Source organism: Nonomuraea glycinis (assembly GCF_014646515.1).
GTDB lineage: Bacteria > Actinomycetota > Actinomycetes > Streptosporangiales > Streptosporangiaceae > Nonomuraea > Nonomuraea glycinis.
On record NZ_BMNK01000010.1, the window covers coordinates 285,496 to 308,738 of the forward strand.

General features: G+C 72.2%; 20 protein-coding genes. 10 read left to right on the forward strand and 10 right to left on the reverse strand.

Going from position 1 to position 23,243, the window contains the following annotated elements; translation table 11 throughout:
- Positions 1–8: 8 nt before the first annotated feature.
- From IEY87_RS27550 to IEY87_RS27560, 3 genes are all read left to right on the forward strand, one after another.
- Positions 9–764 (forward strand): SCO6745 family protein, encoded by a 756-nt coding sequence (locus tag IEY87_RS27550; protein WP_225278205.1) that lies wholly within the window; start codon positions 9–11, stop codon positions 762–764.
- 19 nt (positions 765–783) lie between these two features.
- Positions 784–3,060 (forward strand): tetratricopeptide repeat protein, encoded by a 2,277-nt coding sequence (locus IEY87_RS27555; RefSeq protein ID WP_189141681.1) that lies wholly within the window; start codon positions 784–786, stop codon positions 3,058–3,060.
- Positions 3,061–3,168: 108 nt separating this feature from the next.
- Positions 3,169–3,531, forward strand: a complete 363-nt coding sequence (locus IEY87_RS27560; RefSeq protein WP_225278204.1) for a phosphomannose isomerase type II C-terminal cupin domain — start codon at positions 3,169–3,171, stop codon at positions 3,529–3,531.
- Here IEY87_RS27560 and IEY87_RS27565 read toward each other — a convergent pair.
- Positions 3,516–4,943 (reverse strand): MFS transporter, encoded by a 1,428-nt coding sequence (locus IEY87_RS27565; RefSeq protein WP_189141682.1) that lies wholly within the window; start codon positions 4,941–4,943, stop codon positions 3,516–3,518. The genes IEY87_RS27560 and IEY87_RS27565 overlap by 16 nt on opposite strands.
- On the opposite strand from IEY87_RS27565, the gene IEY87_RS27570 reads away from it, so the two are divergent.
- From IEY87_RS27570 to IEY87_RS27595, 6 genes are all read left to right on the forward strand, one after another.
- Entirely contained in the window at positions 4,942–6,456 is a 1,515-nt protein-coding gene (locus tag IEY87_RS27570) for an AlkA N-terminal domain-containing protein (protein ID WP_225278203.1), read from the forward strand. The genes IEY87_RS27565 and IEY87_RS27570 overlap by 2 nt on opposite strands.
- 156 nt (positions 6,457–6,612) lie before the next feature.
- Entirely contained in the window at positions 6,613–9,036 is a 2,424-nt protein-coding gene (locus tag IEY87_RS27575) for a GcvT family protein (RefSeq protein ID WP_189141683.1), read from the forward strand.
- Positions 9,033–10,235, forward strand: a complete 1,203-nt coding sequence (locus IEY87_RS27580; RefSeq protein ID WP_189141684.1) for a sarcosine oxidase subunit beta family protein — start codon at positions 9,033–9,035, stop codon at positions 10,233–10,235. Before IEY87_RS27575 ends, IEY87_RS27580 begins: the two co-directional genes overlap by 4 nt.
- Entirely contained in the window at positions 10,235–10,483 is a 249-nt protein-coding gene (locus tag IEY87_RS27585) for a sarcosine oxidase subunit delta (protein WP_189141685.1), read from the forward strand. The genes IEY87_RS27580 and IEY87_RS27585 overlap by 1 nt, the downstream gene beginning before the upstream one ends.
- Before the next feature lie 32 nt (positions 10,484–10,515).
- Positions 10,516–13,806, forward strand: coding sequence for a 2Fe-2S iron-sulfur cluster-binding protein (locus tag IEY87_RS27590; RefSeq protein WP_189141686.1), 3,291 nt, complete (start codon positions 10,516–10,518; stop codon positions 13,804–13,806).
- 100 nt (positions 13,807–13,906) lie between these two features.
- Complete coding sequence (locus IEY87_RS27595) at positions 13,907–14,545, forward strand: HNH endonuclease family protein (protein ID WP_225278202.1); 639 nt, start codon at positions 13,907–13,909, stop codon at positions 14,543–14,545.
- Here IEY87_RS27595 and IEY87_RS27600 read toward each other — a convergent pair whose 3' ends face one another.
- Genes IEY87_RS27600 through IEY87_RS27610 form a run of 3 tightly spaced genes read right to left on the reverse strand, consistent with a single transcriptional unit; the run spans position 14,546 to position 16,877 of the window.
- On the reverse strand, positions 14,546–14,935 hold the full coding sequence (locus IEY87_RS27600) for a PepSY domain-containing protein (RefSeq protein ID WP_189141688.1): 390 nt from the start codon (positions 14,933–14,935) through the stop codon (positions 14,546–14,548).
- A gap of 35 nt (positions 14,936–14,970) precedes the next feature.
- Positions 14,971–16,203 (reverse strand): sensor histidine kinase, encoded by a 1,233-nt coding sequence (locus tag IEY87_RS27605; RefSeq protein WP_189141689.1) that lies wholly within the window; start codon positions 16,201–16,203, stop codon positions 14,971–14,973.
- Positions 16,200–16,877, reverse strand: coding sequence for a response regulator transcription factor (locus IEY87_RS27610; protein WP_189141690.1), 678 nt, complete (start codon positions 16,875–16,877; stop codon positions 16,200–16,202). Before IEY87_RS27610 ends, IEY87_RS27605 begins: the two co-directional genes overlap by 4 nt.
- A gap of 200 nt (positions 16,878–17,077) precedes the next feature.
- Here IEY87_RS27610 and IEY87_RS27615 point away from each other — a divergent pair, with 200 nt between their 5' ends.
- The gene (locus tag IEY87_RS27615; RefSeq protein ID WP_189141691.1) at positions 17,078–17,539 is read left to right on the forward strand and encodes a septum formation initiator; all 462 of its coding nucleotides are present in this window, start codon (positions 17,078–17,080) and stop codon (positions 17,537–17,539) included.
- Positions 17,540–17,618: 79 nt separating this feature from the next.
- On the opposite strand, the gene IEY87_RS27620 is transcribed toward IEY87_RS27615, so the two are convergent.
- From IEY87_RS27620 to IEY87_RS27645, 6 genes are read right to left on the reverse strand one after another with little or no spacing between them, the layout of a single operon-like run.
- Positions 17,619–17,831: a DUF2277 domain-containing protein gene (locus IEY87_RS27620; RefSeq protein ID WP_189141692.1), complete on the reverse strand. Its 213-nt coding sequence runs from the start codon at positions 17,829–17,831 to the stop codon at positions 17,619–17,621.
- Positions 17,832–17,835: 4 nt separating this feature from the next.
- A complete protein-coding gene (locus tag IEY87_RS27625; RefSeq protein ID WP_225278201.1) occupies positions 17,836–18,573 on the reverse strand; it encodes an IclR family transcriptional regulator in 738 nt (245 codons plus the stop codon).
- 33 nt (positions 18,574–18,606) lie between these two features.
- Entirely contained in the window at positions 18,607–19,359 is a 753-nt protein-coding gene (locus IEY87_RS27630; RefSeq protein WP_189141693.1) for an IclR family transcriptional regulator, read from the reverse strand.
- Positions 19,356–20,558: a (Fe-S)-binding protein gene (locus tag IEY87_RS27635; RefSeq protein ID WP_189141694.1), complete on the reverse strand. Its 1,203-nt coding sequence runs from the start codon at positions 20,556–20,558 to the stop codon at positions 19,356–19,358. Before IEY87_RS27635 ends, IEY87_RS27630 begins: the two co-directional genes overlap by 4 nt.
- 1 nt (position 20,559) lies before the next feature.
- A complete protein-coding gene (locus IEY87_RS27640) occupies positions 20,560–21,786 on the reverse strand; it encodes an FAD-binding oxidoreductase (protein ID WP_189141695.1) in 1,227 nt (408 codons plus the stop codon).
- Positions 21,786–23,225, reverse strand: coding sequence for an FAD-linked oxidase C-terminal domain-containing protein (locus tag IEY87_RS27645; RefSeq protein WP_189141696.1), 1,440 nt, complete (start codon positions 23,223–23,225; stop codon positions 21,786–21,788). Before IEY87_RS27645 ends, IEY87_RS27640 begins: the two co-directional genes overlap by 1 nt.
- Positions 23,226–23,243 lie beyond the last annotated feature (18 nt).

Sequence of the window (23,243 nt, forward strand, 5' to 3'; positions counted from 1 at the left end):
AGGTGGACATGGCGGACCCACGGACCACGGCCGTCCGGGTCAAGACCCCGATAGGGCAGTACGGCGGCGGTTTCATGATCTCCCGCGAGGCCAAGGCGCTCTGCGAGGAGCATGGCCTCGGCCCGCGCGAGCTCTACTTCCGCGGCCGCTGCGGCGTGCTCGGCGAGTGCGGGGCCGACGTCGTCACCTCGGTGGCGGTCTTCTTCCCGCACGAGCACGTCGAGAAGAACTGGAACGGCGGTCGCAAGATGCCCGTCGAGCGGGCGGTCGAGCTCTACGCCGGGGCCTGCGCGGCGTGGGGACGGCGCAGGCTCGGCGACTACGCCGGCTCCGCCAGGATCGCTGAACTGCTCGAACCGGTCGTACGGCAGGCGTCGCCGGCCGGCGCTCCGCTGTTCGCCGGGTGGCGGGCCGTACCCCTGCCCGACGACCCGCCCGCGCGTGCCACGCAGCTCATGCACGTCGTCCGCGAGCTGCGCGGCGGCCTGCACGCCAACGCGGTGATCGCCGCCGGCCTGCACCCCCTTCAGGCGACGCTCGCGGCCGACCATGACGCTACGCCGATCAAGGCGGCGTCAGGCGAGATCGCCGCCAGGTTCTTCGAGTGGCCGGAGCCCTATGCGAAGCCGGACCCTGACGTGATCGCACGCCGGGCGGCGGCCGAGGAGGTCACCGATGATCTGATGGCATCGGTATTTTCTCCCCTCAACAATGACGAATCGGACGAGCTCATCGAGCTTCTGCGTTTTGGGCACGCTCATTGACCTGGCAGACTGACGTTCCATGGACGTGGACATCTGGGCCTGGGTCGGCGAAACCCAGCAGCAGCTTTCTGAAGCGGGCAACGTTGGCCTCGCCATGGCGCTGGGAGACCTCCCCGCACAGGCCTACGAAGGGCGTTTCCCGCAGCTCGACGTGATGGCTCCGGCCATCTCGCAGCAGGCGGACGCCCTGGAGCAGCCGTGGCTGGAGTTCTACGCTCGCTACTGGCACCTGCTCGGCCGCATCGGCGACCGCGCGCAGGGCGCGGTCGCCGTCGGGGACGCCGAGCAGCTGCTCGCGTTCGCTCAGCGCGAAGAGGTGCGCTCCTGCCCGGCCGCGCCGGCCGCGGTGGAGGCGCTCGCGCTCGTCTGGGCCAACACCGACGGCCCCGGTTACGCCGGGGAGCGGCTGGAGACCGTCGGCGCCGCCATCGAAGGGCTGGAGCCGACCGACCCCGCCTACACCGGGCTGGCGACGCAGTATGTCGCGGCCCTGGTCGACGCCGGCCGCGCGGGCGAGGCCGTCACCTACGCCGAGACCGCCGTCGAGCGCCTGCGCGCCGTCGGCCGCGAGGCCAGCTGGGAGCTGGGTGCCGAGAGCGCCCGCGCGCTGCTCGCCGCCGGTCGCGCCGAGGACGCGCTGACCGCGCTGCAGGCCGCCGGCGGCTTCCAGGCCGACGACCCGGTGGCCAAGGAGCACCGCGACGGCGTCCGCCGCGCGCTCATCCTGGCCACGCTCGGCCGCGTCGCCGAGGCCGTCGACGCGCTGCCCGACCTCGACGTGGTCGGCGAGCACCCGAGGGTGTTCGTCGAGTGGGCGCACGCCGTCAACAAGCTCGCCGACTCCTCGCAGATCACCAACACCTGGCAGCTCGGCCGCGTGCTGCGCCAGTGGGTCGACTACTTCGGCATGATGGGCGGCTACCGCTCCCGTGTCGAGCTCTCGCTGATCGCGGGCGAGCTGGCCATCGCCCGGCAGGGCGTGTGGCAGGCCAGGCTGCTGGCCGATCTGGCCGAGTCCGCCGCCGGTGAGCTGCGGGACGCCACGGGCGTCGCGGAGCGGATCGCCGAGCTGCGCGCCGCCGCCGACGCGGCCACCGAGCCCCCGGCGCCCGGCCCCGTCGCCGAGCGGGTCGCCTACTTCGACGCCGCCGACGGCTACAACGCCGACCCCGAGCGCTGGGTCGGCTGGCTGGCCCCGCTGTCGGGCAAGGACATCGAGGCCACCCGCCGCCACACCACCACGATCGGCTTCCTCGGCTACCCGTCGACCGGCGCGGACATCTACTGGAAGATGCTCGTCGACACCGGCGACATCGCCGGCGCCGACGCCGACGACATCGCCTACCTCACCACGCTGCTCATCGAGGCGCGTCAGGACGAGCGGCTGGAGCAGATGGCCGCGACGCTGCCGCACGCCGCCAAGCACCTGGCGCTGGCCCGCCTGCACAGCGCCCGCGAGCGCTGGCCGGAGGCGCTCGACGAGGCCCAGCACGCGGTGGCCGCCGGAGCCGGGGTGGAAGCCCGCCGCCTCGTCGCGGGCGCCGCCCAGCAGGTCGACGAGAACGCCAGAGGCGCCGCGGCGCTGCTGGAGGTGCTCGACGAGCTCACCGACGAAGACGTCTGGCGCATGATCGTCATGGCCACCGCCGCCGAGGACTGGGTGACCGTCCGCAAGGGCGCCGCCAAGCTCGGCATGCCGATCAAGTCCACCGAAGGGCCGATCGAGGAGGAGATGGGGCTCATCAGGCTCATCCTCCCCGCGCCCGACGGCGGTCAACGGCAGGTGCTGTCCATCCGCACCGGCCCGGCCACCGCCAGGCTGGCGCTGCCGCAGCCGCGCGGCATGGACTACAACGCGGGCGACCTGGTCGTGTTCGACCCGCAGCTGCTGGAGCCGCTGCCCGAGGAGCCCGAAGAGCAGCAGAACTTCGTGCCGCCCTTCGCCGCGGTGAGCATCCTGCGGCCCGGCGGCTACACCAGCTACTTCTTCGACGGCGCCGCGCCGAGCGATGCGGACTGGACCGAGTTCACCGAGGTCATGGCCGAGCGGGGCTGGCCGATGTGGGTCTACAGCGATGACGACTACCAGGTGACCCACCCGACGAGCGGCGAGCAGATCTCCGGTGTGTTCGGCTGGGTCGCGGTGCCGCCCGACGTCTCCGCCGTCGAGGTCGACGCGCTGCTCGACGACGCCACCGAGCGCTGGTCGCACCCGCTGGCCTGGCTCGACCTGGCGCGCGAGGTCGACGTGGAGGTCGAGCGGCACGAGCGGATCGTGAAGGAGTACGGGCTCTAGAAGCCTCCCGCCGTGCCTGGCCTTCGACGCCGGGCACGGCACTCCCGGTGGGCGGCGGCCACGCCGCCTGATACCTTTTGGCGCGATATTTCGGGACTTGGAGGCAGAGTGCAGGACATCGACAAGTTGGCCGCCGTGATCCGTGACGAGCGCCCGTGGGGCGCCTTCGAGCGCTACACCCTCAACGAGGTGTCCACGGTCAAGATCATCAGCGTGGCGGCAGGGCAGACGCTCAGCCTGCAGCGTCACGAGCACCGTGACGAGCTCTGGGTGGCCCTCGACCCCGGTTGCGTCTTCGAGGTCAACGGTGAGCGCCTGGAGCCGGCCGTGGGTGACCGGGTGCTGATCCGCGCCGGCCAGACCCACCGCCTCAGCTCCTCCGGCCCCGCCACCCGCATCCTCGAGGTCGCCTTCGGCCACTTCGACGAGGATGACATCGAGCGCCTCGAAGACTCCTACGGGCGTTCCTGACCGAGCCGCCGCCGATCGGTGCCGGGCGAACGCGTCCGTGTGACGCGTGCCCGCGTACAAGCCGTCGGTTCGTCATGGGTGAGCGTCTGTGTGGCGCGCCTGCGTACAGACCCTTGGTTTGTCGTGGTCAGTAGGGCTGCGGCGGGTACGGCCGCGACGATGGTCATGAGCAGGGCGGCTGGGGCGAGCAGGCCGCCGGCCAGGAGTGGTGTGACGAGGGCGGCGCCGATCGGGGGCGTCGCCTGCATGAGCGTCCTGAGGATGGCGAAGCCCCTGCCGCGCAGCGGCGCCGGGATGCGTGCCATCCGCAGCGATTGCGCCCAGATGGTCATGGGCGCGCTGAACATCCCGATGACGAGGAAGCCCGCGGTGACGGTGATCGTGAGCGGGGCGGTCAGCAGCGCCAGGAAGCCGGCCGCGGCGATGAGCTGGACCAGGGCGATGGCCCTGATCGGGCGGGCCCGGGGAGCCCGGGTGCCGGCGACCGCCGCGCCGGCGAGTTCGCCCGCCGACAGGGCGGCGAGCAGGAGGCCCAGGGCCTGCGGGCCGCCCTGGAGCTGGGTCTTGGCCAGCCAGGGCGCGGTGACGAGCAGCATGCCCATGGCGATGTTGAAAGCCATGAACGCGAGCGTGGTCGCGACCAGGACCCGGTCGCGCAGCAACCCCAGGACGGTGCCGCGCGGTCCTGCGACGTCCGGCGGCGATCCCGGCTTCTGAGGCGCTTGAGGCCCCTGAGGTGTCTGAGGTGTCTGCGTCTGAGGTGCCTGCGGCGCCTGAGGTGTCCGAGGTGCTTGCGGCGTGAGGGGGCGGCGGATGGCGAGGGCGGCGACGGCGAACAACGCATAGGAGACCGCGTCGAAGGCCAGCACGGCCTCGCTGCCGAAGCCTGCGATCAGCAGCCCGCCGAGCGCGGGACCGATCATTCCGGAGAGGCTGAAGCTCAGGCTTTCCAGCGCGTTCGCGGCGTCCCGGTCCTCCTCGGGGACGAGATCGGGAATCGCCGCGGGAAACCCGGCCAGCGGCACCATCTTGAACAACCCGTACACCGCGGCGACGATGAACGGCAACGCCGTCGGCACTTCGCCCAGCAGCGACACGATCGGGATAGACGCCATCGCGGCGCCCCGGACCACGCTGTCGACGGCCAGCACATGCCGCTTGTCGAACCGGTCCAGGACGGGACCGGTCAGCAGTCCTCCCACGAACACGGGCAGGGTGTAGCAGACGGTCAGCAGCCCGAGTTGCCGGACACCGCCCGGCTGGGACAACACCAGCCACGTCAGGGCGACGAACGTCATCCCGTCGCCGACGAGCGAGAGAGACGAGCCCAGCCAGAGTACGCGGAAGTCACGCCGCGACAGCGCCCGCCGGTAGATGGCCAGGCGGCCACCGGCGACATCGTTCACCATCATGCGGGACAGCCTGGTGGCGACCCGGGGCCCGGCGCTGGCGGGCATCGGCCGTCGACCGTCGGCGTCCGATCCCCGCCGGTCCTGTTCGTGGCTCCATGGCACGCTCTATGGGGTGATCGAGGACGAGGTCGCGTTCGCGGCCATGGAGAGCCGGGACCCGCGTTTCGACGGGTGGTTCTACGTCGCCGTCACCACGACCGGCATCTACTGCCGCCCCAGCTGCCCGGCCGTCATGCCGAAGCCGCAGAACGTCCGGTTGTTCCCGACGGCGGCGGCGGCGCAGGTCAACGGCTTCCGGGCGTGCAGGAGGTGCCGTCCCGACGCGGCTCCCGGGTCGCCGGAGTGGAACACGCGCACGGATCTGATCGGCCGGGCCATGCGGCTGATCGCCGACGGAGTCGTCGACCGTGAAGGAGTGGCCGGACTGGCCGCCCGGCTCGGCTACAGCCAGCGCCAGGTGCATCGCCGGCTCGTCGCCGAGGTCGGCGCCGGACCGCAGGCCCTGGCCAGGACGCAGCGGGCGCAGACCGCCCGGATGCTGCTGGAGGCCGGCCCGCTGCCGGTCAGCGAGGTGGCCTTCGCCGCCGGGTTCGCCAGCATCAGGCAGTTCAACGACACCATCAGGCAGGTGTACGCGACGACGCCGAGCGGGTTGCGCGGCGCCGGCAAGGGCACCCACCTGCCGGGGGTCACCACGGTGCGGCTCGCCTACCGGCCGCCCATGGACGTTCCCGCGATGCTGGCCTACCTGGGCGCGCGGGCCGTCCCGGGCATCGAGCACCATGACGATGGCGTCTACAGCAGGTCGTTGTCGCTGCCGCACGGTGCGGGGGTGGTCACGTTGCGGCCCGGGGCCGGTCACCTGGTCTGCGAGATGCGGCTGGAGGATCTCAGGGACCTCGCCGCCGCGGTGCAGCGCTGCAGGCGGCTGCTCGACCTGGACGCGGATCAGCAAGCCATCGACGCCTTCCTCGGCGCGGATCCGGGGCTGGGGCCGGTGGTCGCGGCCCGCCCCGGGCTGCGGCTGCCGGGCTGCGCCGACCCCGGCGAGCTGGCGATCCGGGCCGTGCTCAGCCGCCGGACGCGAGCCGCGACGGCGCGCGGTCGCCTCGCCGACCTGGTCAGAACGTATGGCAGGCCGCTCGCCACCCCGTTCGGCGAGATCACGCACCTGTTTCCTGACATGTCGGTCCTGGCGGAGGTCGCGTCCGCCGGCCGTGTCCAGCGGGAGCTGGCCCGCGCGCTGGCCGGGGAGACGCTCAGGCTGGACGCCGGATGCGATCCTTACCGCGTGCGCGAACAGCTGCTCGCCATCCCGGGGATGAGCCGGTGGGCGATCTCCTGCATTCGGATGAGGGTCCTCGGCGACCCCGACGTCCTCATGCCCGGTCTGCCGGTGCGCCGTGCCGTGCACCGGTTGGCGGCCCATCCGGACCGATGGCGTCCCTGGCGCTCCTACGCCATGCGGCATCTGACGCTCATGCCCCCCACGTGCGGCGGGCGGGAAACATAACTGATCGCCGGTGCATGTCCATCCGGTTGCCTGGAGCACGCCGTCGCGGCTCCCGGGAGCCGGTGAAAGACAGACCTTGTTCGGAGGTTCGCGGAGCCTTATGTTCGTTGCGTAGTCCGGTGCGTGTTGCGTAATAAGGAACAACCGGAGGGCCCCATGACAAGCCGGCCTCGTTTAGTGATCATCGGAGCCGGCATCGTCGGCTGTGCCCTGGCGGACGAGCTCACCGTCCGGGGATGGACGGACGTCACCGTCGTCGACCGAGGGCCGCTCTTCGCGACCGGCGGATCTAGCTCGCACGCCCCCGGCCTGGTGTTCCAGACGAACCCGTCGAAGACCATGACCGAGTTCGCCTCCTACACCGCGCGCAAGTACACCGAGCTCGGCTGCTTCGAGCAGGTGGGCGGCCTGGAGGTCGCCACCACCGAGGAGCGCTGGCAGGACCTGCACCGCAAGCACGGCTGGGCCGAGTCCTGGGGCGTCGAGGGCGAGCTGGTGGACGCCGCGCGGTGCGCCGAGCTGTGGCCGCTGCTCGACCGAAGCCAGGTGCTCGGCGGGTTCCACGTGCCCACCGACGGGCTCGCGGCGGCCGTGAGCTGCTGCGAGAAGCAGGCCGGGCGGGCCGGCGAGCGGGGCGCCAGGTTCCTGGCCGGGCACACGGTGGTGGACGTCCTGCACAAGGGCGGCAGGGTCACCGGCGTGGCCGTGGAGACCGCCGCCGGCCACCGCGTCATCGAGGCGGACGTGGTCGTGTGCGCCGCCGGATTCTGGGGACCGGCGATCGGCGCGATGGCGGGGCTGACCGTCCCGCTGCAGCCACTGGCCCACCAGTACGCCAAGTCAGGGCCGCTGGCCGTGACACGGTCCGGGCCGGGAAGTGGCCCCATCCTGCGCCACCAGGACCGCGACCTCTACTTCCGCCACCACGGCGACCGCGTCGGCGTGGGCTCCTACGCGCACCGGCCGATGCCGGTCGCCCAGCACGAGATCGGCCCCAAGGGCACCACGATGCCGTCGGTGCAGAAGTTCACCGAGGAGGACTTCGACCCTGCCTGGTGGGACGCCGGCGAGCTGCTGCCCGCGCTGCGGACGTCCAGGTACGAGGACGGCATCAACGGGATCTTCTCCTTCACCTCCGACGGGTTCCCGCTGATCGGGGAGGCGCCGGAGCTCGACGGGTTCTGGGTGGCCGAGGCGGTCTGGGTCACCCACTCGGCCGGCGTCGCCAAGGCGGTGGCCGAGCTGCTGGTCGACGGGCACAGCGGCGTCGACCTGCACGAGTGCGAGCTCAACCGGTTCGAGCCGGTCCAGCTCGCCCCCGCCTTCGTCACCGAGCGCGGCAAGCAGAACTTCGTCGAGGTCTACGACGTCATCCATCCGCTGCAGCCGATGGAGTCGCCGCGGCCGATGCGTACCAGCCCCTTCTACGTGCGCCAGCTGGAGCTGGGCGGTCACTTCCTGGAGGCTTCCGGGTGGGAGCGGCCGCACTGGTTCGAGGCGAACGCGCCGCTGCTGGAGGATCTCGTACGGGAGCACGGCGAGGAGTCCGAGCCGATGCTGGGCACGGCCCGGCGTCAGGAGTGGGCCGCCCGCTACTGGTCGCCGATCGCCGCCGCGGAGTCGTACGCCACCCGGGAGAGCGTGGCGCTCTACGACATGACCCCGCTCAAGCGGATCGAGGTCGGCGGGGCGCGGGCGGCGGCGTTCCTGCAGCGGCTGACCACCAACAACGTGGACAAGAAGCCCGGCTCGGTCACCTACTCGCTGCTGCTCGACGCCAAGGGCGGCATCCGGTCGGACCTCACGGTGGCGCGGCTGGCGGAGGACCGGTTCCAGATCGGCGCCAACGGCAACCTGGACCTCGACTGGATCACCCGGCACGCGCCGGGCGGCGTCTACGTGCGCGACATCACGCCGGGCACCTGCTGCGTGGGCGTGTGGGGGCCGCGGGCCAGGGAGCTGGTCCAGCCGCTGACCGACCTGGACCTGTCGCACGAAGGCTTCCCCTACTTCACCTGTAAGAGCGGATATATCGGCCAGGTGCCGGTGACGGCGATGCGTGTCTCGTACGTCGGTGAGCTGGGCTGGGAGCTCTACACCACCGCCGACCTGGGCCTGAAGCTGTGGGACACGCTCTGGGGGACCGGGCTGCCGATCGCGGGCGGCCGGGCCGCGTTCACCAGCCTCCGGGTGGAGAAGGGATATCGGCTCTGGGGCGTCGACATGACGCCCGAGCACAACCCGTACGAGGCCGGGCTGGGCTTCGCGGTCAGGAAGGACAAGGACTTCGTCGGCCGCGACGCCCTGTCGGCGGACGTCACCCGCAAGCTGACGCCGCTGCTCAGCGCCGAGGTGGTCATGGGCAAGGAGCCGGTACGGCACCAGGGCCGCACCGTCGGCTACGTCACCAGCGCCGCCTACGGGCACACCATCCGGCGTCCCATCGCGTACGCCTGGCTGCCGATCGACCTGGCCACCCCCGGGACACAGCTGGATATTTCCTATTTCGGGCGGCGGGTTCCCGCCGAGGTCGCCGCCGAGCCGCTGTACGACCCCCAGATGGAGAAGATCCGCCGGTGACCCACCCCGACTTCCTCTGGCGCAACCCCGACCCCAAGCCCGCCTACGACGTGGTCATCGTCGGCGCCGGCGGGCACGGCCTGGCCACCGCCTACTACCTGGCGCGCAACCACGGCATCACCAACGTGGCCGTCCTGGAGAAAGGCTGGCTGGCCGGCGGGAACATGGCCCGCAACACCACCGTCATCCGCTCCAACTACCTGTGGGACGAGAGCGCCGCGATCTACGAGCACTCGCTGAAACTGTGGGAGGGGCTCAGCGAGGAGCTCGACTACGACCTGCAGTTCAGCCAGCGCGGCGTGCTCAACCTCGCGCACAGCCTCGCCGACGTGCGCGAGGCCAGGCGACGGGTCAACGCCAACCGGCGGAGCGGCGTCGACGCCGAATGGCTCGACCCCGACGAGGTCAAGAAGTTCTGCCCGATCATCAACGTCTCCGAGCGAGCCCGCTACCCGGTCATGGGCGCCACCCTGCAGCGGCGCGGCGGCATCGCCAAGCACGACCACGTGGCCTGGGCGCTGGCCCGCAAGGCCGACGCCTACGGCATCGACCTGATCCAGGGTTGCGAGGTGACCGGCTTCGAGATCAGCGGCGGCCGGGTGCTGGCCGTGGAGACCTCGCGCGGCAGGATCGCGGCGGGCAAGGTCGCGCTCGCCTCCGCCGGGCACACCTCCGTGCTGGCCGACCAGGCCGGGATCCGGCTGCCGCTGCAGTCACACCCGCTGCAGGCGCTGGTGTCGGAGCTGCTGGAGCCGGTGCTCGACTGCGTGGTCATGTCGAACGCCGTGCACGTCTACGTCAGCCAGGCGCACAAGGGGGAGCTGGTGATGGGCGCGGGCATCGACTCCTACAACTCCTACGGCCAGCGCGGCGCCTTCCACGTCATCGAGGCGCAGATGGCGGCGGCGCTGGAGCTGTTCCCGCTGTTCAGCCGGGTACGGGTGCTGCGCACCTGGGCGGGCATCGTGGACGTGTCCCCCGACGCCTCGCCGATCATCGGCACGACCCCGGTGGACGGCCTGTACGTCAACGCGGGCTGGGGCACCGGCGGGTTCAAGGCCACGCCGGGCGCGGGCTGGGTGTACGCCCACACGATCGCGCACGGCGAGCCGCATCCCCTCGCGGAACCGTTCGCCCTGGACAGGTTCACCACGGGGGCGCTCATCGACGAGCACGGCGCGGCGGCGGTGGCGCACTGATGCTGCTCATCGACTGCCCGCACTGCGGCCCGCGCGACGAGATCGAGTTCCGGTACGGCGGACAGGCCGGCATCGCCTACCCCGACACGCCGGGGGAGCTGACGGACACCGAGTGGGCCGCGTACGTGTTCCTGCGCGACAACCCCAAGGGCTGGTTCCGGGAGCGCTGGTTCCACGTGCACGGCTGCCGGACGTGGTTCACCGTGGACCGCCACACGGTCACCCACGAATTCCGGCAATCCCCCTGACCTCCCCAAGCCGCCCCGCTGTAGGAGATGCGATGACCCGTCTGCCTTCGGGCGGTCTGATCGACCGCTCGGTCACGCTCCCGTTCCACTTCGACGGCCGCCCGCTGCACGGGCATCCGGGTGACACGCTCGCCTCGGCCCTGCTGGCCGGCGGCGTGCGGGTGGTGGGGCACAGCGTGGACCTGGGCCGCCCGCGCGGCATCTTCTCCGCCGGGCCCGAGGAGCCGAACGCGCTGGTCCGCGTCGACGCCGATCCGATGCTCGCCGCCACCACCGTGGAACTGCGCGCCGGGCTCCAGGCGTGGAGCCTGCGCGGCAAGGGCCGGGTGGACCCGGACGCCGTGGACGAACGCCGCGCCGACAAGGGCTACCTGCACTGCGACGTGCTGGTGGTCGGCGGCGGACCGGCCGGGCTGGCGGCCGCGCTGGCCGCGGGGGAGACGGGCGGGCGGGTGATCCTGCTGGACGACCAGCCGAGACTCGGCGGCGACCTGCTGAGCAGCCGCGTCCTGCTGGACGGCGCGCCCGCCCTGGACTGGGTCACCGCGACCGAGAGCCGCCTGGCCGCGCTCCCGGAGGTCCGCGTCCTGGTCAGGACCACCGCGATCGGCTACTACGACCACAACTACCTGGTCGCCGTCGAGCGCCGCTCCTCGGGTGAGCGCCTGTGGCACCTGCGCGCCCGCCGCGTCGTGCTCGCCACCGGCGCCCACGAGCGGTCGCTGCCCTTCCCGGGCAACGACCGTCCCGGCGTCATGCTCGCCTCCGCCGCCCGCGCCTACGTCAACAGGTACGCGGTACGGCCGGGCAGCCGGGCCGTCGTCTACGCCTGCGCCGACTCCGGGTACGAGGCCGCCCGCGACCTTGAGGCGGCCGGCGTGGAGATCGCCGCCATCGTCGACCCGCGCCCCCAGGGCCTGGCCGGAGCCCTGTCCGGCCGTACCGTCACCGGCACCACCGCCGACGCCGAGGGCCTGCTCACCGGCGTCCGGATCGGCGACCGGCACGTGGCGGCCGACCTGCTCGCGGTGGCCGGCGGCTGGAACCCCGCCGTTCACCTCTTCAGCCAGTCCCAGGGCAGGGTCGTCTTCGACGACACCCTCCAGGCGTTCATCCCCGGCCCGTCGGCCCAGGCCGAACGCTCGGCAGGCGCGTGCAGAGGCCTGTACGGCACCCGCGAGGCCATCGAGGACGGCCATAAAGCAGGCACCACCGCCGCCCGCTGCGACGCTGCCCATCACGCGACCCGCGACGCAGCCCATCACGCGACCCGCGACGCAGCCCATCACGCGACCCGCGACGAAGCGCACGACGCGCCTTCCCCCACAGCCCGCAGCGGACCCGGCCAGGCGGGGCATGAGGCTCCTCAAGCGCTGTCGAGCGATGAGCCCGCTCTGCGTCCGCCCGCCGTGCACTGGGGTGAACTCGCGCCGGACCCCACGACGTTCGTCGACCTGCAGCGGGATGTCACGGTCGCCGACCTGGCCAGGGCCGTGGGCACCGGGATGCGCTCGGTCGAGCACGTCAAGCGCTTCACCACCGCCGGCACCGGCGCCGACCAGGGCAAGACCTCGGGTGCGCTGATGGCGGGGGTGATGTCCCAGCTGCTCGGAACCGCCCCAGGACAGACGGGTACGACCACATTTCGCCCGCCGTACCTGCCGGTGGCCTTCGGCACGCTGGCGGGCCGTGACCGTGGGGAGCTGTCCGACCCGGTCAGGACGACGGCGCTGCACGGCGCGCATGTCGACAGGGGGGCGGTGTTCGAGGACGTCGGCCAGTGGAAGCGGCCGTGGTACTTCCCGCTGGACGGCGAGACGATGGACGAGGCCGTGTCCCGGGAGTGCCGCGCGGCCCGCACCGGGGTGGCCGCGATGGACGCCTCCACCCTGGGGAAGATCGACATTCAAGGTCGTGACGCGGGCGCTTTTCTCGACCGGATCTACACCAACATGTACTCCACGCTCGCCGTCGGCGCCTGCCGCTACGGCCTGATGTGCACCGCCGACGGGATGGTCTTCGACGACGGCACCACCGCCAGGCTCGGCGAGCACCACTACCTCATGACCACCACCACCGGCAACGCGGCGGCGGTGCTCGACTGGCTGGAGGAGTGGCGGCAGACCGAATGGCCGGAGCTCGACGTCCACTTCACGTCCGTCACCGACCACTGGGCCACGGTGGCGATCGTCGGCCCCCGAGCCCGTGCCGTACTCGCCGCCGTCGCGCCGGGGGCACTGGAGCTCGCCTTCATGAGATGCGCGGAGACCGAGGTGCTCGGCGTGCCGGGACGGGTGTTCCGGATCAGCTTCTCCGGTGAGCTGGCCTACGAGGTGAACGTGCCCTGGCCGTGCGGCAGGTCCCTCTGGGAGAGCGTGCTGGCCCTGGGCGCGGTGCCGTACGGGACGGAGAGCATGCACGTGCTGCGCGCCGAGAAGGGCTTCCCCATCGTCGGCCAGGAAACCGACGGCACCGTCACCCCGCAGGACCTCGGCATGTCGTGGATCGTCGCCAACCGCAAGCCCGACTACGTCGGCAAGCGCTCACACGCCCGCCCCGACACCGCCCGCGCCGGCCGCAAGACCCTGATCGGCCTCCTCCCCGACGACCCCACGGCCCCCCTCATGGAGGGTGCCCAGCTCATCCCCTCCCCAGGCGCTACGCGCATGCTCGGCCACGTGACCAGCGGCTACGCCAGCGCCACACTGGGCCGTACGTTCGGGCTCGCCCTGGCACGGGACGTCGCCCCGGGCGACCGGCTCACCGCCGTGTCCGGATCCTCCGCCACCGCCGTGACAGTCGTCGACCCGGTCTTCTACGACCCGGAGAACACCCGCCGCGACGGCGACCCCGCCTCCCCGGACGGCGACGCCGGCGTGCCGGGGGTCGTTCCAGGGGTCTGCCGCGCCGAGAGCCCGGCCGCTCACGTCGCCGCTCGCTTCGCGGCGGCGAGTTCCGATGCCGTACGGCTCCGCGAGCTGCCCTCGATGCCCATGTGGGAGGTCCGAGGCGACGACCCCGGTGCCGGGCTGCGACTCGGCCCCGACTGGTGGCTGGTGACCGGCGACGCAAGCCGGGAGGGGTGGGTGGAGGTGTCGGGGCAGCGGACGGTGCTGGAGTTGGCGGGGCCGGGTGCTCTGGAGGTGCTGATCACCGGGTGTCCCCTCGACCTGCACCCCTCGGTGTTCACCGGTCATGCCCAGACGCTCCTGGCGAAGACGCCGGTGATCCTGGAGCGCGACGGCGACGCGTTCCGGATCTACGTCCGCTCCTCTTACACCCGTTACCTAGCCAAATGGCTACTTGACGCTCTTGGGCGGTAAATGGTCAACAGAACGGAGATTGATATACCTAGACTTTGCAATCACGAGTCTGGGAGCTTACGTGCGCGTACGTGCAGTTTTAGCCGGTTTGGTCACAGCGGTGGTGCTCACAGGCTGTGGTGACCTGGAAGCGACCCTGCTTCCCGACCAGGACGCGGGGTCCGGCAAGGCGGCCTCCGCCGACGTCAAGGAGGCGCGCAAGAAGCTCGGCGACCTCCCGGTGAAGGGCCGGGCGCCGAAGACCGGCTATGACCGGGACGAGTTCGGTCCCGCTTGGGCGGATGTGGATCACAACGGCTGTGACACCCGCAACGACATCCTCAAACGGGACCTCACCGACGAGACCTTCAAGCCCGGCTCGAAGGACTGCATCGTGCTCACCGGCGTCCTCGCCGATCCCTTCACCGGCAAGACGATCAAGTTCGAGCGTGGGCAGACCACCAGCAGCAAGGTCCAGATCGACCACGTGATCCCACTGTCGGACGCCTGGCAGAAAGGCGCCCAGCAGTGGACGAAGACCAAGCGCAAGGAGTTCGCCAACGACCCGCTGAACCTGATGGCCGTCGACGGACCGCTCAACGGCCAGAAGAGCGACTCCGACGCCGCCACCTGGCTCCCACCGCGCAAGGCCTACAGGTGTGAGTACATCGCGCGGCAGATCGACGTGAAGGTCAAGTACGACCTGTGGGCCACCTCAGCGGAGAAGGAGGCCATGTCGGGCGTCCTGTCCTCCTGCTGATCAGTCGTCGTCCCGGGAGTCGTCCGAGTCATCCGAGTCGTCGGAGTTCTGGGTGCTCTGGGAGTTCTGTCCGGCCGCCGTGTCGTCGTCGCTGTCCACGCGCTCGCTCTCCTTCTTCAGCAGCTTGCCCGTGGCGGCGTCGATGTCCAGCTCGTGCTCGATGTCGCCCTTGATCAGCTCGACCTCCCACACGTCCGGCCGGGTGCCGCGCTTGTCGAAGCCGACCTCGCGCACCCACGCGCCGGGCACCTCCTTCTGGGCGATCTGGACGGCCTGCTCGAGGGCGACCTTGGGGGCGGGCTGGTCGGCGGCGGCGAGGGCAGCGGATCCGCCGGCCACGAGGGCCATGACACCGGCGCTGGCAACGATGATTTTCGTGGTGATGTGCATGCCCCTACGAAACCGCGATCGGCGGTAACCGCGCGCTAAGGCCGAGTTAACACCACTTCCACGATGGCGCCGCCCGACGACGACACCGTCAGGTGGCCTCCGGAGGACTCGGCGGTGCGGCGGGCGATGTCCAGGCCGAGCCCGGTCGAGCCGCCGGCGCTGTTCCCCCGCTCCAGCAGGGCGGGGTCGAAGCCGTCTCCCTTGTCGCTGACCACCAGCACGGCCCCCGAGGGATGCGGCGCGAGCCGTACGGAGAACGACACCCCCTCAGCGGTGTGCGCGAAGACGTTGCCGAGCAGCGCGTCCACGCAGGCGCTGAGCGCCTCGGCGCCGACCGCGACGCTCAGCTCCTCCTCCGGCAGGGTGACCGTGACCGCGCGCCCCTGGTCGTCGGCGAGCACCGACCAGAAGCGCACCCGTTCCCCCACCACGGCCGTCGCGTCGCAGCTGCCGCGCTCGGCCGAGCGCTGCCGGGCGTCGGTGATGACGGCGCTGACCGCCCGCTCCAGCGCGTCCACCCGGGCGCCGACCCGCGCCGCCTCCTCGGGGTCGCGCAGGGACTCGACGTCCAGCCGCAGACCCGTCAACGGGGTACGGAGGCGGTGCGACAGGTCCGCCACCGACTCCCGCTCGGCCGCCAGCAGGTCGCCGATCCGCCCGGCCAGATGATTGAGCGCCAGCGCCACCGAGCGCACCTCCGGCGGCCCGCCGGGCTCGGCGCGCGCCTCCAGATCGCCGCCCGCCAGCCGGTGCGAGACCCGGGCCAGGCCGTCGACCGGCCTGGTGACCGCCAGCGCCAGCCGGTCGGCCAGCACGATGCCGAGCACCACCAGCGCCAGCCCGAGCACCAGCAGCGCCGCCCAGGCCGCGGGCACGCCGCGCAGCAGCTCGTCCTCGCCGACGAACACCCTGATCACCACCGTGCCCTGCGGCGACTGCACGGCGGCCAGCACCTCCCTGCCGTCGCCCACCTCGGCGGTGACGCTGCGGCCCGTCGCGGCCAGCCGTACCGCCTCGGAGCGCGCGGCCGGGACGCCCAGCGTCCGCCCGTCAGGCAGGAACACCGTCACGGGACGCGCCACCCGCTCCACGGCGAGCGGCAGATCGGCGGTGCCGACCGTCAGCGCGACCGACTCGGCGGCGGTGGTGGCGCGGTTCATCGCGCCGTTCTCCGCCACGGCGCGGATCAGCAGCGCCATCGGCACCAGCAGCGCGATCAGCACGAGCGAGGTGGTGGCGGCCACCAGCAGCGCCAGCCAGCGCCTCACGAGGGCCCGACCAGCTTCACCCCGACGCCCCTGACGGTGTGCAGATAGCGGGGCTCCGAGGCGGTCTCGCCCAGCTTCCTGCGCAGCCACGACAGGTGCACGTCCACGGTCTTGTCAGCTCCGCCGTACGGGAGCTGCCACACCTCGGTCAGCAGCTCGCGCTTGGTGATGACCTCGCCCGAGCGGGCGGCGAGATAGTGCAGCACGTCGAACTCGCGCGGCGTCAGCTCCAGCTCCATCCCGTCGAGCTCGGCCAGTCGCGCGCGCGGGTCCACACGCAGCGCGCCCACCTGGAGCGGCTCCGGCGCGCTCTCGCCCGCCCGCCGCAGCACCGCCCTGATCCGCGCGTCCAACTGGGCGGCGCTGTACGGCTTGACCACATAGTCGTCGGCGCCCGCGTCCAGCACCGGCACCATCTCGGCGTCGCCGTCGCGGGCGGTCGCCACGATCACCGGCACCTTGCTCACCGCGCGCAGCATCCGCAGCAGCTCGCCGCCGTCGAGGTCCGGCAGCCCCAGGTCGAGCACGATCAGATCAGGACGATCCTGTACGGCCAGCCGCAGCCCGTCGAGCGCCGTGGGGGAGGAGGACACGGCGTGGCCCAGCTCCCGCAGCCCTCGGCTCAGCGCCGTGCGGATCGTCACGTCGTCCTCGATGAGCAGGATGTCAGCCATATGAGCAAACCGTAGACCTTGCCGGGGCATGCTCTGCGCCTCGTTATCGTCGCCTTAACCTGGCCTTAGCCGTATGTGGGGGAAGGTGGCAAGGTGAAGCGACCTGTCCTGGCCCAGGTGACGAGGTGAACCGACCCGTTCCGTCCTGGGCGGCCACCGAGGTGACGGAATGATGATGGCTTGGGCGCGGAGGTGATGGGATGAAGCGATTCGTTGTGGCCTGGGTGGCCACCGCGATCGCCGCGACCGGTGCCGCCGTGGCGGCGCTCGGCCTGGTCAGCGGCGCGCTGACCGGCACGTCCGGCCAGGTGATGAGCCAGGACGAGGCCCGCGCCGCGCTCGCCACCCGGACGCACGCTGCCTCGCCGTCCGGGACACCCGCCGTGCCCCGTACGCCGACCCCGCCGCAGACGGCCACGGCGACGCCGGGCCCGCCCGGGGGCGAGCTCATCCGCACGCCGGGCGGCACGGTGATCGCCTCCTGCTCCGGCGGCCTGGTGACGCTGCGCTCGTGGAGCCCCGCCCAGGGCTACTCCGTGGACGGCGTCGAGCCGGGCCCCGGCCGTGAGGCCGAGTTGGAGTTCGAGGCGGGCGAGGGTGAGGACGTGGAGCTCAAGCTCGGCTGCTCCGGTGACCGCCCCATCAGGCTCCCGACCTCCTGACCCGGAACCGGGCGCCGCGAACCGCCCGCCCCGCAACGGGGGCGCCGCCGAACCGCCTGATCCGCCGCAAGCGGGGGTGTCAGTGGGCGCCGCGCACCTGCAAGGCGGCCAGCAACTCCTCGGACGCCTTGGTGATGGTCTCCACGGCCCGGTCGAACGCCTCGGCGTTGTGCGCGGCGGGCGCCCGGAAGCCGGAGATCTTCCGGACATACTGCAGGGCCGCGGCTCGTACATCGTCCTCGGTCACGTCTTCGGTGTAGGGCGGGCGCAGGGTCTTGATGCTTCGGCACATGCCCTCAACGGTAATAGCCGATGCGCTGGCTTATCTCCCGCGCGCCCTGGGCCATGATCTCGCCCACCTCGGGCAGCCGCTGCGGGGTGAGCCGGTAGGAGGGGCCGGAGGCGCTGACCGCCGCCACCACCGAGCCGTCGCTGCCCATGATGGGCGCGGCCACCGCGTTCAGGCCCAGCTCCAGCTCCTCCACGGTGAAGGCCCAGCCGCGCCGCCTGATCTCCGCCAGCCCCAGCAGCCGGACGTCGGTGATCGTCATGGGGGTGAATCGTTCCAGCTCGTCGGGCAGCAGCAACGCGTCGTGGGCCAGCAGCACCTTGCCGCTGGAGGTGGCGTGCGAGGGGGTGCGCTGGCCGACCCAGTTGTGCCCGCTGATCGCCGACGGGCCACGCGCCTGGCTGATGTTGACCGCGTAACCGTCCTGGGGCACCGCGACGTTGACGGTCTCGCCCACCTGCTCGGCCAGCCGCCGGCAGACGCGCCTGCTCTCCTTGGCCAGGTCGAGCTGGGCCGTGGCGGCGCCCGCCAGCCGCACCACACCGAATCCGAGCCGGTAGCGCCCCCGGTCGCCGCTCTGCTCGACGAGCCCGCCCTGCTCCAGAGCGGTCAGCAGCCGGAACGCCGTGGACTTGTGCACGTCCAGCGCGTTGGCCAGATCCGTCACCCGGGTCGCGCCCTCCCGGGCGAGGATCTCCAGAATCGCGATGGCCCTGTCGACTGATTGCACTGAGCTGTTGCTCATAGCGCAACACCATAGCTGGCGAGCGCCGTTTTCTCAGCCTTCGCCGATCACCGGCCTGAGTTCCGCGCCGAACGCGTGCGCGATGCCGCGCATGCTCTCGGCCAGTTCCTCGCGATCCAGCGCGTCGATCCGCTCGGCCGGGCCGGACACCGACATGGCCGCCACCACCCGGTCCCCGTCCCGGACAGGTACGGCCATGCAGTGCACGCCGAGCTCCTCCTCGCCCAGGTCCATGGCGTAACCGCGGGCCCGCACGAGCTCCAGCTCGGCCATCATGGCCGGGCCGTCGGTGATCGTGTTGGGCGTGCGCCGGGGCATCCCGGTCCGCTCGAACACCGGCAGCGCCTCGCCGGCCGCCCGGCCGGCCAGCAGCACCTTGCCCACGGCCGTGCTGTGCGGCAGCACCCGCCGGCCGACCTCGGCGAACATGCGCAGCCTGCGCGGTGAGGGCACCTGCGCCACGTAGACGACGAAGTCGCCTTCGAGCACCGCCATGTTCGCCGTCTCACCCGACAGCTCCACCATCCGGGTCAGGTAGGGCTGCGCCCAGACAGCCACCATGCTCTCCGCGACGCCGCCGAGCCGTACCAGGCCGCCGCCCAGCGCGTAGCGCCGGTCGGACTCCTGACGCACGTAGCCGCGCGCCAGCAGGGTCCGCAGCAGCCGGTGGATCGTCCCGTACGGCAGCCCGGTCCTGGCAGCGATCTCCGACAGCCCCGCCTCGCCACCGTGCTCGGCCAGCGCTTCGAGCACGTCGAGCGCCCGCTCGACCGACTGCACGCTCACAAACTCACCCCGCGCAGCGAGGCGTCCAGCACTTCGGCGGTGTGCGCCACCCTGATGTCGGCGCCGCCGCGCCGCATCGCCGCGACGATCTGCATCGTGCAGCCCGGATTGGCCGACACCAGCAGCTCGGCGCCGGTCGAGCCGACCGACCTGGCCTTCCTGTCGCCCAGCTCGCGGGCCGCCTCCGGCTGGAAGATGTTGTAGGTGCCGGCCGAGCCGCAGCAGATCGCCGCGTCGGGCACCTCGCGCAGCTCCAGCCCCGGGATGCCGCGCAGCAGCTCGCGCGGCTGGGCCCGGACGCCCTGCGCGTGGGCCAGGTGGCAGGCGTCGTGGTAGGCGACGGTGAGCGGCAGCGGGTGCCGCTCGGCCACCGGTCCCAGCTCGGCCAGGAACTCCGACAGGTCCAGGACCCGGAAGCCGGGCTCCTCGCCGAGCAGCTCGCCGTACTCCTTCATCGACGAGCCGCAGCCGGCCGCGTTCACCACGACCGTGTCGACGCCCGCCCTGCGGAAGGTCCTGACCGTGCGGCGGGCCAGCCGCCTGGCCTGGTCCGCGCGCCCGGAATGGACGCTCAGCGCCCCGCAGCAGCCCTGCCCCGGAGGGATCACCACGTCGCAGCCCTCCAGCGCGAGCACCCGTGCCGTGGCCGCGTTGACCTGCGGGAAGAACTCGCCCTGCACGCACCCGGTGAGCATGCCGACCACGGCCCGGCGCGCGCCCCTGGCCCGCACCACCCGTGGCATCCGCTGCCGCCGTGGCGCCGGCGGCGCCAGCCCGGCCATCGCGCCCAGGCTCGGATGGACCCGCTCCAGGAACGGCGCCAGCCGCTCGGCCAGCCGCATCCCCGGCCGCAGCAGCCGCAGCCTGCGCGGGTAGGGGAACAGGCTGAACACCAGGCCGCGCACCGCCCGCTCGCGGGGGTCGCGTTCGTGCTCCCGCTCCACCACCGCCCGGGTCTGCTCGATCAGCCGGTCGTAGCGCACCCCGGACGGACAGGCGGTCACGCACGCCATGCAGCCGAGGCAGGCGTCGAAGTGGCCCGCCATCTCCGGCGTCACCGGCGTGCCCTTGACGTGCTGGTCCATCAGGTGGATGCGGCCGCGCGGGGAGTCCATCTCCTCGCCCCACAGCACGTACGTCGGGCACGTGGGCAGGCAGAACCCGCAGTGCACGCAGTCGTTGATCAGCTCCGGGTCCACGTCAGATCCCTCCCACGAACCGGCCGGGGGACATCCTGCGCCCGGGATCGAACCGTTCCTTCACCCGCCGCATCAGCGGCAGCGACCCGACGGCCCCCCACCGTTCCACGCCTTCGTACGGCGTGGCCAGCACGGTCAGGCGGGCGCCGATGTCGTCCAGCCGGGCGCGCAGCGCGGCCACCGCGTCGATGGTCTTGTCCGCGCCGTGGTCGCCCCACAGCTCCAGCCAGACCCGGCCCGCCACGGCGGAGCCGCGCAGCGAGAACCCGCTGTAGTGCACCGCGTCCAGCACCCGGGTCAGCTCGGCCGGCTCGAAGCGCACCTCGGCCAGGACGTCGTCGTTGAGGATCAGCCCCCAGTTCGGTGGTGGCTCGTCCCTGACGTCCTTGACCACGCCGCCCATCCGGGCGCGCAGCACCCGCGCCCGCTCGTGCGCGGCGGTCCCCTCGACCAGCACGGTCATCCAGATGGGCCCCTGCCCGTGCGGCCAGTCGAGCTCCACGGCGCTGGGCTCCTGCTGCGCGGCGGCCAGCATCGCGGCCAGCTCCCCGGCCTGGCACGGCTCGGCCGGGGAGACCCGCGGCGGATCCACCACGGCGACGATCCAGCGGCGCTCCACGGGCAGCGGATGCAGCCGGAACGTGGCCTCGGCGATCACCCCGAGCGTGCCGAAGGAGCCGGTGAACAGCTTGCCCAGGTCGTAGCCCGCGACGTTCTTGACCACCTTGCCGCCGGACTTGGCGATCGTCCCGTCGGGCAGCACGACCGTGATGCCGATGAGCAGGTCGCGGGCGGTGCCGTACCGGAAGGCGCGCGGGCCGGCCACGGCGGCGGCGAGCGTGCCGCCGACCGTGCTGCCCTCGGCGAACGGCGGGTCCAGCGCCAGCTCCTGCCCCCGCTCCGCGAGCGCCGCCGACAGCGCTTCCATCGTCACCCCGGCCTGCGCGCGCACGACCAGGTCACCCGCCGCGTGCTCGACGATCTCGTTCATGCAGCACAGGTCGAGCAGCACGTCGCACCGCTCCGGCGCGGGACCCCAGTGCAGCTTGGTGCCGCCGCCGGTGGGCACGACCGCCAGATCGTGCTCGGCGCAGGCCCGCAGCACCGCCGACACCTCCCCGGTCGTCTCCGGCAGGGCCACCCACGTGGGGGTCACCCCGCACACGGCGTCGCCGGGGCCGGCGTCCCTGAGCGTCACGCCGGTCCCGGCCAGCTCCTGCGACGGCATCAGAACTGCTCCGCCCGGCCGGACTCCACCAGAGGATGCACGCCCTTGCGCACGCCCGGCACCTCGCCGCAGAGTCGCGGCGTGGGGAAGACCTTGCCCGGGTTGGACAGGCCCCGGGGGTCGAAGGCACACCGGACGAGCTGCATGGTGTCGAGATCCGCCTCGGAGAACATCTTCGGCATGTACTTCGCCTTGTCCACACCCACCCCGTGCTCTCCGGTGATCGAGCCGCCGTGCTCGATGCACAGGTCCAGGATCGCGCCCGAGACCGCCTCGGCCCGCTCGCCGGCCCCGGGCTCGGCGTCGTCGAACAGCACCAGGGGGTGCAGGTTGCCGTCACCGGCGTGGAAGACGTTGGCCACCCTGATGTCGTACGCGGCCGACAGCCGGTCGATCTCGGCCAGCACCCGGGGCAGCGAGGTGCGCGGCACCACGCCGTCCTGCACGATGTAGGCGGGGCTGATCCGCCCGACGGCGGCGAACGCCGACTTGCGGCCCTTCCAGATCGCCGCCCGTTCCGCCGGATCCGCCGCCACCCGCAGCTCGAACGCGTCGGAGCAGATCTCCCGCAGCCGCTCGAACTGCCGCTCGACCTCGACGGCGGGCCCGTCCAGCTCCACGATCAGCACCGCGCCGGCGCCGGCCGGGTAGGCGCAGGCCACCGCCGCCTCGGCCGCCTCGATGGCCAGGGCGTCCATCATCTCGATCGCGGCGGGCACGATGCCCGCGCCGATGATCGCCGAGACGGCCTTGCCGCCCTGCTCGATGCTCTCGAAGGCGGCCAGCACCGTGGTGACCGCCTGGGGCGCGCGGCTCAGCCGTACAGTGATCTTGGTGGCGATGCCCAGCGTGCCCTCGGAGCCGACGAACGCGCCCAGCAGGTCGTAGCCGGGGTCCATCCGGTCGAGCGTCACCAGGTCGCCGTCGGGGGTGACGATCTCGCAGGCCTCGATGTGGTTGACGGTGAAGCCGTACTTCAGGCAGTGGGCGCCGCCGGAGTTCTCCGCCACGTTGCCGCCGATGGAGCAGATCTGCTGGCTGGAGGGGTCGGGCGCGTAGTAGTAGCCCTGGTCGCGCACCGCCTCGGTGATCGCCAGGTTGGTGACGCCCGGCTCCACCACCGCCCTGCGGTTGGGCAGGTCCACCTCCAGGATGCGGCGCATCCTGGAGGTGACGATCAGCACGCCGTCCTCGCGCGGCAGCGCGCCACCGGACAGGCCGGTGCCGGACCCCCGGGCCACGAACGGCACCGCGAACTCATTGCAGAGCCCGACCACCCGCGCGACCTGCTCCGCCGTCTCCGGCAGCACGACCACGCCGGGCGTGGCCCGATGGTAGGTGAGTCCGTCACATTCGTAGGTACGCAGCCGCACCGGGTCGGTGATCACCCACTCGACGGGCAGCACGCCACGCAGCGCCTCGATCAGCGTGTCCAGCATGACGCCTCCCGCATGCTC